A 13,997-nucleotide genomic window follows, 5' to 3' on the forward strand; every position below is an offset into this window, starting at 1 on the left:
TCCCTTTCAGGGAAGCCGGTCGTGCCTCCCGAATGCAGTCAACCGTGGAGACCTTGGTCTTATCTTGTTCTTACCTTGGACACGATCCCTCGGAATCCGGACGGGAGTGTCCGGGTGGGCATTGTCCTCCGAGCTAAGCAGCCGATTCCTCTTCCGAGGACGCGTACTTCTCGATCCAGCCCAGCGCGTCGGACTCGGAGGTGAAGTAACGGGTCCGGGTCAGCGAGTTGTGGGCGAACCCGGCTAGGACCTCGTCGACGGGACCGTCGCCAATCAGGGCGACGATGCTGAAGCCGCAGTAGGAATTCATCTCCATACGTGTTCTCAGGGTCAGCCCGTCGATACCGCCCATCACCACGACCAACGGCAGTACCTGCCCGTCACTGAGCTCCTTCAGCGCCGTTGCTGCGTCGACGGCCATGGCGTGGGTGATGCGCACCCCGCCTTCCCACCGCAGGAACAACACATCATGCTTTCGATCGACAGCGAACTGATCCACCAGACATACTCCAACGTGAAGACACCCCGACCAGGGCCGGGCGGAACAAAGGCTGAGACCAGTGCGCCCAGACTAGATCAGTTCTCCGGTCCGAAGCATCGGTCACCGAAACAACCGACGCCTGAGCTGTCACACTTTCAGACAGGGGACCATCGGAATCGTCTGTGTGCTATATCTTTTCCTGTCATCTGCTCCGGCGATGTCCGGGGCATTTACTTCACTTGCGAAGGGGCAATCATGAAGAAGAGCACCGCGACGATCACCCTGGGCGCCGCAGCAGCGTTCACCGCACTGTCTGCCGCACCGGCCCAAGCCTTCCCGTACCAGACCTGCGACGAGGCTGCAGCCGCAGCCGTCTACAACATCCCGGTCGGCTCGCCGGCTTACACTGCGGCCCTCGACGTCGACGGCGACGGCATCGCCTGCGAGAGCGATCTCTACGTCTACCGCCCCGAGTTCGTCCCGGGCGGCACCACGGAGATCCGCGGCGCGGAGCCCCAGGTCGGACAGATGCCGGTGGGCGGCGCGGACACCGGGGTCGCACAGGACCCCGTGGACACTACCGCGTCATCGGTTCTCGGCGCCGGCCTCGTGCTCGCAGCCGTGGCCGGCGCAACCTTCGTCGTCCGTCGTCGTGAGGCCACCGCCTGAGCCCGCAGTCCCACCGGCCCGAACCGACCACCGGTGACCAGCAGGCCGGGTGAGCGCGGGCCGGCAGTCCTCCTCGGGCACATGAATGCCACCGACGGCGCACCCGGCGTTGGGTGAGGCCTGTACCGCGGGAAGGGGGCGACGTCGTCGCCCTTCGACTGCGGAACCTGATCTCGGGTCTCAGTCGAGGGTGAAGTGCGTCCAGCGACCGCCGAGCATCGTCGCTGCCACCTGGAAGTCCCGCAATTGCTCACCGCTGGCCACGAGTGGATCCAACTCGGTGATCACGAGGTCGGCGAGCGACCCCGCTTCGAGCGTCGCACGCCCGTCGGTGGACGCTGCGAGGGCCACCGAGGACAGGACGCGTTGCTCCGGGTGCCATGCTTCCCGGCCGTCCCGCGCACGGGACACGGCGGCGGCAATGGAGACCCACGGGTCGAGCTGCGCGACGGGCGCATCCGAGCCGAGGGTGATCCTCGCGCCTGCCGCCGCCAGACTGGCGAAGGCGAAGGCTCGGTGGGTCCGGCCGGGCCAGTAGCGGTCCGCGATGTCACGGTCATCCATCGCGTGCTCCGGTTGGACGCTGGCCGTTACGCCGAGTCGCGCGAAACGCCGGAAGTCCTTCTCGTGGACGAGCTGGGCATGCTCGATGCTGCCGCCACAGCCGACTTCCTCGAACGCGTCGAGCGCGAGGGAGTTCGCGGCATCACCGATGGCATGGACCGCGGGGACGAGCCCAGCCGACGACGCGCGGTAGAGATAGTCGACAAGGCCATTCCCGTCCACGATGGAGATCCCGCGCCCTTCGTCTGTTCCCTCGAGTCCGGGATAGGGATCATGGCAGAACGCGGTCCGCGTGTTCAGTGAACCGTCGGTGATGATCTTGAACGGACCCATCGTGACCAGGCCATCGGTGCCGTCGATGACGTCTCCCGTGCGCAGGCCCCTCGCGATGACGGCCTCGAGATCCTGCGGGTACACACCGGCCCGCACCCTCAGGCCGCGTGTACCGGCGGCCACCCGGTGCACCCAGCGGTCGATGGAGAGCGTCATCTCGAGGTCGACGATGCCGACCACACCCCGGGCGGCCGCGGCGTCGACCGCATCTGCGACCCAGCCGTCGAGGTGCTCGTCGGGAACTGCACTGATGCGTGTGTTCACATCGAAGGCGGCCTGTTCGCGCAGCAACCCCGTGGGAGAGCCGGCATAGCCGTGGTGGCCGAGGGCCGGGGAGTTGAGCCACGCCGCATGGAGGTCCTTGCTCACCAGGACAACGGGCACGTCGGCGCTGACGGCGTCGAGCAGCCCTGCTGACGGTGCATCCGGCCACAGTCCGTCCTGGAAGCCGTAGCCGATCAGGGGCTGCCCGGCGGAGGGTGGAGCCGCACGCAGGCGTTCGGCCACGAGCATCACCACCTCGGCGGCAGATGTCGCCATGGACAGGTCGAGGCGCTGTCGTACGAGGGCCCACTGGCTCATGTGCACGTGCGAGTCCCAGAGGCCTGGCGACACCCATCGTCCGCCGATATCCACGACCTGGGCTGCGCCGGAACGGATGGATTCACCGATAGCCGTGATGATCCCGTTCTCCACCAGGATGTCGACCGGATCCCCCGCCGTCCCGACCAGCCGGGCGGAGCGGAGCAGGACGTCACTCATCTCGCTCGTCATCCCTGGACCCGCCGCATCTCCCGGGCGAGGGCCGAATGGGGGTAGTGCTCACCGTGCTCGAGCTCGTCGATGATGCGCTCCCTCACTGCGGGCGCCTTGTCCTGGCTGAGCTTCAGCCTGGCGTCGAAGCGGGTCACGCGCAGACGGATGCCTACTGTTCCCTGGGCGACGCGGCGCGATCCCTCGGGATCCAGGGTCAGTGAGCTGGGCTCCGGCATGACGCGTTCGAAGTGGTCGACGAGCTTTCCCAGCACCAGGAAGTTCTCCTCGTCGGACAGGATCTCCGGCGTCGCGTACAGGTGAGCCGTGACGTGGTTCCACGTCGGGATGATCTGGTCGCTGGGGTACCAGCCCGGCGAGATGTAGCCGTGCGGCCCCTGCACGATCAGCAGCACCTCGTGGTCGCCGAGTTCATGCAGCTGCTCGTCGGGGCGCCCGACATGACTGACGATGCTGATGGTGTCATCGGCAGTCTCTTCGAGGATCACCGGGTAGTGGGACGCAACGAGACCGCCGGCGGGTGAGGACACGAGAGTTGCCCACGGATTCTCCCGGACGAGTCGCTTGACCTCGCCGACATCGGACAGGACGAAGGAGGGCGTGTGGCGCATGCTCGTCACTCTGCCACGATTGTTCCTGGCCTTCGAGGACATCCAGGAATGCGCCGTCGAGGGCACCTCATCGGGGTGCCGGGCACTTCCGGACAGCTGGATCGTTCAGCATGACATCGGGCTCTACTGAGCGACCCCACTGGAAAGAGCCGAGCATGCTGAGACACATCCCCCTCACCGGTCTCGTCGGTCTCGTCGTCGCCACCCTGGTTACCGGCTGCACGACGGGCAGCGGTGCCGGCCCGTCGGGGAACTCCACCGATGGAGCTTCGGCATCCGACGTCGGCGTGAACGCAGCAGCCGGCGCGCGGGACGTCACCACAGGTCTGAACCTGCCCTGGTCCATGGCGTTCCTGCACGACTCGCTCCTCATCAGCGAGCGGGACACCGCACGGATCTTCGAGCTCGACGACGCCGGCAATCGACGGGAGGTCGGTACGGTCGAGGGCGTGAAACACGGCGGAGAAGGTGGCTTGCTCGGTCTCGCCGTCGACGACCAGGACCGTCTGTACGCCTACTCGACCGGTACGGACGGGAACCGGATCCAGCGCCTGACGCTCGACGGCGCTCCCGGTTCCCTGGCCCTGGAGGACGCGGAGACCCTTGTCGACGAGCTGCCCTCGAACAATATTCACAACGGTGGCCGCATCGCCTTCGGGCCGGACGGCATGCTGTATGCCGGGGTGGGCGACGCCGGCGAGCCGGACAGGGCGCAGGACCTCGACTCGCCGGGGGGAAAGATCCTCCGCATGACACCGGACGGCGAGGTCCCCGCGGACAACCCCTACCCCGGATCCCTCGTCTTCAGCTATGGTCACCGCAACGTCCAGGGTCTTGCTTGGGCGGCGGACGGGACCATGTTCGCCAGTGAGTTCGGGCAGAACACGTGGGACGAACTGAACGTCATCGAGGCCGGCGGGAACTACGGCTGGCCGGTCGTCGAGGGCATCGCCGAGGAAGAGGGGTTCGTCGATCCGGTCCAGCAGTGGAGCCCTTCCGAGGCGAGTCCGAGCGGGATCGCGGTGGTCGACGACACGGTCTTCATCGCCAATCTGCGCGGCGCGAGGCTGCGTGCCGTACCGGTGGGCGATCCCACCACCAGCACCGATTACCTGGTGGGTGAGTACGGCCGGCTCCGGGCGCTGATCGAGTCGCCGGACGGACGCCTGTGGGTGCTCACCAACAACACCAATGGACGGAGCGAGCCGCGTCCGGGTGACGACCGCATTGTCAGCATCGATATACCGGCCTGACCTAGCGGGTTGAATCGCCCTAGTGCGCCACAACGACGGCGGGGCGGCCACTGTTCGTGACTGCCCCGCCGTCGTTCCCTCCCATATGTACTACTAGCTGTCGCAGCCGATTCCGTCGCCGTCGCGGTCGAACTTCGACTGGAAGCCGGGTGAGCCTGCGGCGATCGGAGCAGCACCCGCGGCACGGACGTCCGAGCAGTTGGCGTAGACCGGCGCGGGGGCCGGAGCTACAGGAGCAGGTGCAACCGGTGCAGGTGCTACCGGGGCGGGAGCCACGGGTACGGGCTCGACGACCGGAGGTGCGACAGGAGCCGGCTCGACGACAGGCGGGGCAACGGGTTCCGGTACGACGGGGGCGGGAGCTTCTGTCTCCACCGGCGCAGGGGGCTGGGTGACGGACGGCGCCATCTGGTTGGTCGGGGCGAGAATGCCGTTGCAGTCCGAGAGGATTCCGGCCATGGCGTCGTGCTCGGCCTGCGTCACCCACAGGGTGTAGGTCGCCTTGACCGAGACCTGCCGCGCGACGTACTCGCAGCGGTAGGACTTGTCCGGCGGCAACCAGGTGGCGGCGTCGCCGTCGCCCTTCTGCTGGTTCGTGGGCCCGTCGGTGGCCTGCAGATTCAGCGGGTCATTCGCGAAGGCAACGCGCTGGTCGAAGGTCAACTGCTGCGCCCCCTTCTGCCAGGCGTCGGACAGGGCGACGACGTGGTCGATCTGCACGTCACTGCTCGTCGCCTGTCCGCGCTGGAACGCGATGACGGTTCCGGTGTAAGGATCATCGAGCACGCCGGACTGCACCTTGCAGGGCACCGAGTTGGTGTGGACGATGTCCGTCAGGTCGCGATTCAGCATGTCGTTGCGGGTGTCGCAGCCGTTATGGTCGACGTCGGCCCACGCCTGCCCGAACTGCTCGCGGTCGTACCCGGTCTTCGGCGCACGCCCCTTGATCGGCAGGGTCTCCAACACGGCGAGCGCCGTGGTGTTGAAGGCCGGCTGATCCGACGGCGCGCGTGGCGTGCCGGGCGCGTCGGCAACGGTATCGGAGTCGAGTGGAGCGACGTCCGACGGCGTTGCAGTGGGCTTGGGCGATGGTGTCGGTTTTGCGGACTGTGGGGGCTTCGCAGACGCAGTGGGCACTGCTGTTGCGGACGGCGTGCCCGTGCTTTGCTCGGTGGCGGGCTCGGCCTGTTCGGTCGCCTGTTCGGCGACGGCTGTGGGGACAGTATCGTCTGAGGGCGCGATGGCGCCGCCAATGAGGAGGGCGACGACGGCAGCTCCCGCAGTGATGGCACCGGCTTTGCGTCCAGCGAGGCGTGCCCACGACGGGCGGTTGGTCAGGAGCGTGTAGAGCCCCGTGAAGAGTGCGAATGTCGCCGCCATGATGAGCGCCCCGCTGAGGCCATTGGTGATGAGGCCGATGACGACGAGGAACAGGGCGAGACCGGCGATGATAGCCGTCGAGCGCCGCACCTCCAGCTTGATCGTCGATGACGATTTTTGGGCAGGCGGACGGAATGAAGAATTGATGGAGGGCCCCCAGGGTTGATGCTGTGTCTTAGGGAAGTTTACGCGTAGGCATCCTTGGGATCTGGACTGCCCGCGATGGTCGATCGACCGGTCGTTTTGTTACACCTCGCAAGCTCAGTTTTCGCTCAGGATCGGCAAATCTTGGTGCCATCCTCGATCTCGATGGTCAGGTTCGTTGAAGGAGCCGGGCCAGCTGACAGACACCAATCCTTGATGAACTCGGGGATCCGGATAGCCGATGGAGCTATCCCCTGGGCCGCTCAGAATCTGTCACGCTCTGTGACTCAATTCGTAGAGGTATGGATCTGTGCTAAGTCTTTGATGTGGTCCCTCCGCGAGAACGCGCTTGTTCCGATCAGCCTGCATCAGGCCCGGAAGGCACATCCGCATCAGGCGGCACACTCCGCGAGCGGTAGTGGCGGATTCTCCCGTCTGAACCAACCGCTCCAACACCGTATTCGTACCCGTAGAAAAAGGCCGATGAATCCTGCTCGTTTCCGCCGCCTCGCACCGGCAACCATTTTCACCGCGGCGGTACTCGCCTCAACTTTGACGGGCTGCACCACCCCTGACCAGTCGAGTGTAGCGGCAGTCAATACGACAGCCGCCTACCAGTCAGGCACCGTGGTGCGGGTGGTGGACGGCGACACCCTCGTCATCAATTTCGACGACGCGGACCAGACCGTACGTCTGCTGAATGTGGATACGCCTGAGACCAAGCACCCCGACAAGCCCGTCGAGTGCCTCGGCCCGGAGGCCACCCAGAAGCTCGAATCACTAACTCCGCCCGGAACGAAGGTTGCGCTGGATTTCGATATCGAGCGAACTGACAAGTACGACCGCGTGTTGGCCGCCGTCTTCATCGAAGGTCAGACCCTGGTCAATGCGGAACTCGCGCGGGTGGGCCTGGGAGTACCCGTTCTCATCGAGCCGAACAAGAAGTACTACGACGAGGTGCAAGCGGCATACAACGAGGCCACGACGCAGGGTGTCGGACTACTCGACCCCGCCGCGGGCTGCACCCTTCCGGCGGAGGTGACTGATGCCATGGAAACCCTTACCACGGCAACTGAGGCACCGGTTGGGGAGACGAGAGCAGCTGCCGCTTCAACCGCTGCCGGCATCCTCGCCGCTCTGACCGCCGCGAAGGCTACCCGAGAAGCATTGGAGGCAGGCAAGGACACTGTCCGCGTTCTTGCACTCGGAGCCGATCGCACGGCCGCGATGATGCGCGACCTCGACAAGCAGATCGCGAAGGGCGAGCAGTCACTGGCAACCGCCAACACCAAAGCCACAGCGCTCAAAAAAGCCGAGGCCACCGCCGAGCGCAAGCGCGTCGAAGCGGAAAAGGCAGCCCAAGCTGCAGCGGCTGAAGCAGAAGCCGCCAGGGCGGCGGAAGCTGCGCGGGTCGAGGCCGAGCGAATTCAGGCTGAAGCGGCAGAAGCCGCACGCGTCGAAGCCGAGCGTGTGCAGGCTGAAGCGGCAGAAGCCGCACGCGTCGAAGCCGAGCGTGTGCAGGCTGAAGCAAACGCTCGTGCTGAGGCGGACCGATTGGCGGCGGAAGCAGCAGCAGCCGCGGAGCAGGAGCGGATCCGGAACCTTCCGCCCGCACCGGAGCCCTACATCCCGCCCGTGGCGCCGTACGTCCCTCCTGCTCCCCCTGCAGCTCAGGATCCGTACCCGGGATACACCGGTCCTCGCTGCTACGCGCCCGGTGGGAAGACCTACCGCCCCTGCTGAGGTTGAGCACCTAATCCGATCATCGGACTGGCTCTTAGCCCTCGAAGCCGCATAACCAACTTTGCTGGGATCGCCAGATCGGTGCAGGGGCGACCGTTACGTCGTCTCACCATGGGAACTACTGACGCTGACCATCAATTAACTCTTCGAATGCATGGTGCGCCTTGCTGGAAGCAGAACGTGCCCCAACCGGAGAGGATTGGTCGTCGTGAGCAAGTCCGCTGCGGTAGTCGTTCGCAGAGGTGAGTCGACCGGTGAACCTACGCCACTCGTTGCCAGACTGAGTTCCCCTGGGCAGTCCCCATGACCGGTAGCACGACCTCCAGACGTCGACGCCGTCCGACCCGCGTGCTCCTCGCTGTCCTCCTGCTCGGCGCGCTCGCTGCAGCGTTGGCGATCATGGGGCCCAGCTTCCTCAGCGACCTGCGCTCCGGCGGCGGCGCGCTCCTGGCAGGTCCGGAGTGCGTCGTGCAGACGCAGGAGGGCGAGATCGGGCTCGACCGCGAGGAGGCAAAGGTGGCGACGACGGCGGTGGCACTACGAGCCCGCGGTGCGGAGGCTTCGGACACCTCGGGCATCGACGAGGCCGTCCTGCAGGTTCTGGTCGAGGGACCGTCCGGCGATGCAGGGCCGGCGCTGAGCTGCAGGGGTTCGGTCGATGACGCTTTGAAAGTGGAGGAGATGACTGCCTCCGGCCTGACTCCCCGCGCCGAGCAGGTGCGGACGGCGATGACCGAGGTGTTCGGCGAGCAGAGCCTGGGCGGCTTCGCGCCGGGCGGCGTGGGCCAGGGACACGGGGAGGAATCTACGCATTACGACGGGCGGGCCATCGATGTGTTTTTCCGTCCGGTGACCGAGGAGAACCGGCGCGAGGGGTGGATGCTGTCCCACTGGCTGGTGGCCCACGCCGAGGACTTGGACATCCAGTACGTCATCTTCGACGACCAGTTTTGGAGTGCACGCATCGCTCGCGGGCAGTGGCACCCCTACGACGCACCGGCCCCAGCCAATGAAATCCTGCGGCACCTGGATCACGTGCACGTGGACGTGCTGCGCGGCGGCGACGGGTAGTTCGCTTTTATGACGCAGTGCAAGCTCAGCTTCAGCTCAAGATCGGACCACTCATGATCGCCGTCTCGGCACAGAGAAACCGGTTTCTTTTGCGGAACGGCCGGTGCCCCGAGGCCTTGTCAAGGAACGTCCCACTTCACGACAGAGCGTTGATAGGTATTGATTTGTGCTAAGACTTGGAGTGTTATTCGCCTCGGCAACATTAGGCCAGGCACCTCGCATCACCTCCTAGGGGAACAATTGAAGAAGAGCACTGCCTCGATCACGCTGGCCGCTGTGGCTGGCATGACCGTACTGTCCGCATCGCCCGCAATGGCCGCACCATTCCAGAACTGCGCTCAGGCCCGAGCGGCTGGCGTGTACAACATTCCCGCCACTTCGCCGCTGTACAGCCTGGACTCTGACGAGGACAAGGACGGCATCGCTTGCGAAAACGGCAATTACGGCATTTATCAGGATGTACCTACCACCCCTGAGCCTACGGTCGTCCCGGTTGCTCCTGTCACCCAGGTGCCGCAGGTTGCACAGGTACCCGTTGGTGGAGCATCCACGGGCGTTGCCCAGGACACCACGGATAACACCGCTGCTCTCGCTCTCGGTGCCGGCTTCGTCCTGGCAGCAGTCGCAGGCGGCACCTTCGTGGTCCGTCGTCGTAGCGCTCAGGCCTAGCCAACGCTGAGTATCGAACTGATCGGATCTTCGTAAGAAATGATGAGTTCATTTCGGGATCGCCGCAGAAGCGTTGTCGCTTCTGCGGCGCTTGCCGTTGCCCTACTCACCGGCTGCGCTACACAATCAGCAGCCGGCGTTTCAGGTCCGCGACCAACAGCGTCGGACGTCTCGAGTCCGCAACCTGTCCCCGCCGTTAGTGCTTCACCTAGCGCGACTCCTGCTGTTCCGGAGGTGCAAGCCCCGCCCGTCGAACCAGCGGTCCTGCCCGCCTCGCGTCCGGTGTCCCTCAGCATCCCGTCGACCGGCCTGACGACGGAACTAATGTCCCTCGGGTTGCAGGACGATGAGTCTCTCGAGGTTCCTCCCGGTGAACCGGGCTCGCCGGCCGGCTGGTACAACCTCTCCCCTACCCCCGGCGAACTCGGTCCAGCCGTTGTCCTGGGACATGTCAACGCGACCGATGGTGGACCCGGTGTTTTCGCAAAGCTCCGTGACTTGGATGACGGTGACACCATCGATATCGTCCGCGAGGACGGCTCGAAAGCGACGTTCCAGTTCCAGCACGGTGAGCAGTACGCCAAAGACGCCTTCCCTACGCAGGAGGTGTACGGCAACACCGAGGGCGCCGAACTGCGCCTGATCACCTGCGACGGATTCGATCCCGAGACGGGTCAGTTCGACGACAACTACGTCGTCTACGCGAAACTTGTCGCGAAGTAGAACCGCTAGCTACATGTTGTGGGTCATGACGTTGGTGGCACGCTCGAAAAGTGAACCCGCATCTTCAATCAATCAGTCAGCACAACTAACCAAGAGTCGAAAGCTACCGATCCGTACCGCCTGGGCCGCCCAGGGCTATGAACGTGGACACATGGGTTATCCAAAGAGCCAGATCTCCACGGTCAACGGTGTCCAGACGCAGGTCTACGAGCGCGGCAAGATCACCTGGAGCAGCGCGGCCGGCGCGAAGTACATCTACAACTAGCTGTTGTGGGTCATGACACGGAACAGCTAGAACTGTCGTGCGGCAACTGCTGGCGGCCCATCTTCAGCCCGTTCAATGTCGGTATGGCAATCCCAGATGTCGTTACGAGTGCCAATCAATTGCATTCATTGCCTGTTGCCCGATGCGCTGGACAGCAGCATCGGTGCTGGAATCAGCGCATGAGAATGACGCCATCTGTTCGCTGACCGACGATGCCAGGGCGTCCCAGGATATCCAGCACACGACGTCGTCGACGCGTGTCATCAACTCGTCTTCTGAGAACCCGATCTCCCCCGCACGCTCGAGAACGGCCGGGAGGTGTAGCTGTATCGCATCGTGCAATGTCATCTTGCCGAGGCCCTTGACCGCCACTGGCGGCTCGACGCCCAAAAGGAACAACAGCGGCAAGCGATCCCGTGCATTCGTCATCACGGCCACGTACTCCCGCGCAAGCTGCTCCGGCTGGAAGGCGCTGGTCCGGATGCGTTTCGCCTCGACAAAGGCGAAGACGTCCGGCGTAGAGATCAGGGCATCAGGCTGCACGATGAACTTCGCTGCCGCTCTCAGTGGATTCACCGACATGTCACCGGACAGAAGCGACATCTCCGCAATCTCGGCCTGTTCGGCCAATCGGGCTCTGGTGCCGGAGGCTCCCGCGCATGAGTCGATAAGAGCAGCGAAGAAGTGGCTTCGTGGCAGGAGATCCAACGCGATCAACACCTCCGCCGTCAGGACGTTTTCCATCCCTCGGCCTCCGCGTCGGTACTTCGTCGCCTTCTCCCACGAAATCTCCTCGAGCAGACGGGCGATCATCGATGGTGGCGGGGCATCAGGTTCCATGACCTGATCCTCCCCTATAAGGGCGTGCAATTTCTGGAGCGCTGGTGAGCACGACCCTGACGAGCGCGGACTTTGATGAGCTGACACGGTCCGCCACTCTTATCACTGCAGCAATTCCGGAACGGTTCCGGAATTGCTGCAGCCGGCCGCTCCTTTGCTTGATGCGTTCGAACCGGTGTCGCAGAGTGCCGCCCAACCATTGTCGAGAGCGGAGCCGAAGCCTATGATCCTCCCGGGGAGGAGCTTGGTCTCGACCGATTCCATGAGGGGCAATCCCATGACCGACTTCTTCACCATGAGACCCGGCGAGTCCGCAGCGCCAGTGCCGCCAGGGCCCATTCTCTGTACAGGATCGGCGAGCATGCGGCGTATCCACCGCTTCTTCCTGTGGGCGTACGACGAGGCTCCCGGTCTCGTACGGTCAGTCGAGCCTGGCGACACCGCCCGCGCCGCCTACGTCGGCGAGGTACTGGGGAACTTCGACAAGGTGCTGCATGTGCATCATGAAGGCGAGGACCTCCTCATGTACCCGCGGCTGGCGGAGAGAGCACCGGGGTGCGCGCTGCACATCGAGCTGATGCTCGAGCAGCACAGGCAGGTCACCCAGCGGCTCGAGAACATCGAGCCGGTTCGCCTGCGCTGGATGGAGACAGCCGACGCAGGCGTGCGAGCGGACCTCGCTGATCGGTACGAGGAGCTGTCGACGGTCCTCCAGGTGCACCTGCGCCGTGAAGTCACCGAGGTGATGCCCGCCGTGGACAGGGTGATGACCGAGAAGGAGGGGAAGGAGATCGGGAAGCACGGCGTGGAGACGTTCGACAAGAAGTTCCTGGTCGGGTACCTCGGGATGGTGCTGGCCACCAATCCGCCCGGTGAGCGCGAGGAGTTCTTCAAGGAGATCCCGCCGCCGGTCCGTCTCGCCTACCGCCTCGTAGGGCGCAAGCTCTATCGGAAGCAGTACGCCACGCTCTTCCCGGGACGTGTCATTCCCGACACGCTGTGACCACTGTGAAGGGTGAAGACGCCGGATAAAAGCACCCACCACCCGAGGGGTTCAGCGTGCCGAGCAAAAAATCCAGAACCTTCGCGGACAGGACCGATGCCGGACGACAGTTGGGGCAGAGGCTGGCAAGGCTACGGGGTCAGGACGTGGTGGTGCTGGGTCTGCCCCGTGGCGGTGTTCCGGTTGCCTTCGAGGTGGCGAAAGCCCTCGGTGCGCCACTGGATGTGATCGTGGTGCGGAAGCTGGGGGTTCCGTTCCGGCCAGAGGTTGCAATGGGCGCCATCGGGGAGGGCGGCACCCGGGTCCTCGATGCGCACGTCCTCTCGCAGGCTGATGTCACGGAGGAGGACCTGCAAACGCTCGAGACGAAAGAACGCCAGCTCCTCGAGGAGCGCCGGACCCGGTACCGGCAGGGAAGAATCCGGACAGATGTCCGCGGGCGCATCGTTGTCGTCGTGGACGACGGCATGGCCACCGGCTCCACCGGGCGGGTGGCGTGCCAGGTGGCCAGGCAACTCGGCGCGGCACGGGTGAGTCTGGCGGTACCAGTCGCGCCGGCATCGGCTGTGGCCTCGTTCACGGAGGCGGACGAAATCGTGAGCCTGGTTTCACCGCGGAGGTTCGAGGCAGTGGGCAGCTACTACAACGACTTCTCAGCAACCGACGACGACGAAGTGGTCAAGCTGCTCGACGCCGCGGCCCACCCACGGAGTGGTCCCGACGGTGATTGTCCTGATCCGCGGGAGGGGCAGTAGCAGGCCGAAGCCACAGGCAACCGGGCCGGCCTGAACACATAATCAGGCTCAGGCCTCCGGGCTCGTCAGGCGGTAAGCCTCTGCGTCCACGGAATGTGCTGAATGGGTGGGGTACCCGGCCGCGATCTGACGCTTGACCTGCTCGAGCTCGTCCTTGAGCGAATCGACAGTGGCACGATACCTCGTGAATTCAGCCTTCCGGCGTCGAGCCTTGGCGAAGCTGACACACGCGGCGAGGATGACCAGGGGGAATGACACCAGCAGGGCCCAGCCGGACGCAGCAAGGAAGTCCAGCGCTATGGGGAGGGCCTGCTGGAACGCCCGGAAGTCGTTCACCCCGCCGACTACTCCTTCCAGTGCGGAGTCCAGTGGCACCAGGAACTCCCCCACCATCGGTGTCTCGGAGAGCGACGGAGCACTCAGGGGTGCATTTCCTTCCGGCGACCACCTCGGCTCACTGAAGTGGTTCAGCACGTAGATCCCAGCAGCCGCGCTGAGTGCGGCGAAGAGCAGAACGGCACCGACCGCGATCCAGTGGAAGCTGCGCCGAAGCAGGACACCCGCCGCCAGCGCGACGACGGCAGGTGCCATCCAGGTGAAGGCGTGGAGGGCGTCGAGGCTCATGCCGCCGAGTGGATCCAAGGAGTGCTCCCATAGAGATGATTCGATGTCCGCTCCAACCGTCAGACCCTGAGAGCTCGCCGTCAGGCTACCTCTTT

15 protein-coding genes are annotated in these 13,997 nt (G+C 64.8%); 9 read left to right on the plus strand and 6 right to left on the minus strand.

Features of this window, described 5'->3' with window-relative positions; genetic code table 11:
- Positions 1 to 133: 133 nt before the first annotated feature.
- Positions 134 to 499 (minus strand): DUF7793 family protein, encoded by a 366-nt coding sequence (locus ACX80J_RS15905; protein ID WP_459348445.1) that lies wholly within the window; start codon positions 497 to 499, stop codon positions 134 to 136.
- Between the two features lie 237 nt (positions 500 to 736).
- On the opposite strand from ACX80J_RS15905, the gene ACX80J_RS15910 reads away from it, so the two are divergent.
- Entirely contained in the window at positions 737 to 1,150 is a 414-nt protein-coding gene (locus ACX80J_RS15910; protein ID WP_459344964.1) for an excalibur calcium-binding domain-containing protein, read from the plus strand.
- A gap of 180 nt (positions 1,151 to 1,330) precedes the next feature.
- Here the strand turns inward: ACX80J_RS15910 and ACX80J_RS15915 are convergent, their stop codons facing one another.
- Entirely contained in the window at positions 1,331 to 2,809 is a 1,479-nt protein-coding gene (locus ACX80J_RS15915) for an amidohydrolase (protein WP_459348446.1), read from the minus strand.
- Positions 2,810 to 2,817: 8 nt separating this feature from the next.
- Positions 2,818 to 3,432, minus strand: a complete 615-nt coding sequence (locus tag ACX80J_RS15920; RefSeq protein WP_459348447.1) for an FMN-binding negative transcriptional regulator — start codon at positions 3,430 to 3,432, stop codon at positions 2,818 to 2,820.
- On the opposite strand from ACX80J_RS15920, the gene ACX80J_RS15925 reads away from it, so the two are divergent.
- Positions 3,431 to 3,562 carry a hypothetical protein gene (locus ACX80J_RS15925; protein WP_459348448.1) on the plus strand — a complete coding sequence of 44 codons (132 nt, stop codon included), beginning with the start codon at positions 3,431 to 3,433 and terminating at the stop codon, positions 3,560 to 3,562. The genes ACX80J_RS15920 and ACX80J_RS15925 overlap by 2 nt on opposite strands.
- A gap of 25 nt (positions 3,563 to 3,587) precedes the next feature.
- Complete coding sequence (locus ACX80J_RS15930) at positions 3,588 to 4,685, plus strand: PQQ-dependent sugar dehydrogenase (protein ID WP_459348449.1); 1,098 nt, start codon at positions 3,588 to 3,590, stop codon at positions 4,683 to 4,685.
- A 93-nt stretch (positions 4,686 to 4,778) separates the two neighbouring features.
- On the opposite strand, the gene ACX80J_RS15935 is transcribed toward ACX80J_RS15930, so the two are convergent.
- Entirely contained in the window at positions 4,779 to 6,155 is a 1,377-nt protein-coding gene (locus tag ACX80J_RS15935; protein ID WP_459348450.1) for a GmrSD restriction endonuclease domain-containing protein, read from the minus strand.
- Between the two features lie 537 nt (positions 6,156 to 6,692).
- Here ACX80J_RS15935 and ACX80J_RS15940 point away from each other — a divergent pair.
- The 4 genes from ACX80J_RS15940 to ACX80J_RS15955 all read left to right on the plus strand — a co-directional run bounded on the left by ACX80J_RS15940 (position 6,693) and on the right by ACX80J_RS15955 (position 10,415).
- Positions 6,693 to 7,952: a thermonuclease family protein gene (locus ACX80J_RS15940; protein WP_459348451.1), complete on the plus strand. Its 1,260-nt coding sequence runs from the start codon at positions 6,693 to 6,695 to the stop codon at positions 7,950 to 7,952.
- A gap of 303 nt (positions 7,953 to 8,255) precedes the next feature.
- Positions 8,256 to 9,023, plus strand: coding sequence for a hypothetical protein (locus tag ACX80J_RS15945; protein ID WP_459348452.1), 768 nt, complete (start codon positions 8,256 to 8,258; stop codon positions 9,021 to 9,023).
- A 240-nt stretch (positions 9,024 to 9,263) separates the two neighbouring features.
- Entirely contained in the window at positions 9,264 to 9,692 is a 429-nt protein-coding gene (locus ACX80J_RS15950) for an excalibur calcium-binding domain-containing protein (RefSeq protein ID WP_459348453.1), read from the plus strand.
- A 234-nt stretch (positions 9,693 to 9,926) separates the two neighbouring features.
- Positions 9,927 to 10,415, plus strand: coding sequence for a class F sortase (locus ACX80J_RS15955; RefSeq protein WP_459348454.1), 489 nt, complete (start codon positions 9,927 to 9,929; stop codon positions 10,413 to 10,415).
- 367 nt (positions 10,416 to 10,782) lie between these two features.
- Here ACX80J_RS15955 and ACX80J_RS15960 read toward each other — a convergent pair whose 3' ends face one another.
- Positions 10,783 to 11,520, minus strand: a complete 738-nt coding sequence (locus ACX80J_RS15960) for a hypothetical protein (RefSeq protein WP_459348455.1) — start codon at positions 11,518 to 11,520, stop codon at positions 10,783 to 10,785.
- Positions 11,521 to 11,881: 361 nt separating this feature from the next.
- Between ACX80J_RS15960 and ACX80J_RS15965 the strand changes: the two genes are divergently transcribed.
- Together ACX80J_RS15965 and ACX80J_RS15970 are read left to right on the plus strand one after the other, a co-directional pair.
- A complete protein-coding gene (locus ACX80J_RS15965) occupies positions 11,882 to 12,523 on the plus strand; it encodes a hemerythrin domain-containing protein (RefSeq protein WP_459348456.1) in 642 nt (213 codons plus the stop codon).
- A 56-nt stretch (positions 12,524 to 12,579) separates the two neighbouring features.
- Positions 12,580 to 13,278 carry a phosphoribosyltransferase gene (locus ACX80J_RS15970; protein ID WP_459348457.1) on the plus strand — a complete coding sequence of 233 codons (699 nt, stop codon included), beginning with the start codon at positions 12,580 to 12,582 and terminating at the stop codon, positions 13,276 to 13,278.
- A gap of 48 nt (positions 13,279 to 13,326) precedes the next feature.
- On the opposite strand, the gene ACX80J_RS15975 is transcribed toward ACX80J_RS15970, so the two are convergent.
- On the minus strand, positions 13,327 to 13,920 hold the full coding sequence (locus ACX80J_RS15975) for a hypothetical protein (protein WP_459348458.1): 594 nt from the start codon (positions 13,918 to 13,920) through the stop codon (positions 13,327 to 13,329).
- Between the last annotated feature and the right edge of the window lie 77 nt (positions 13,921 to 13,997).

The sequence above is a fragment of the Arthrobacter rhamnosi genome, assembly GCF_054510975.1.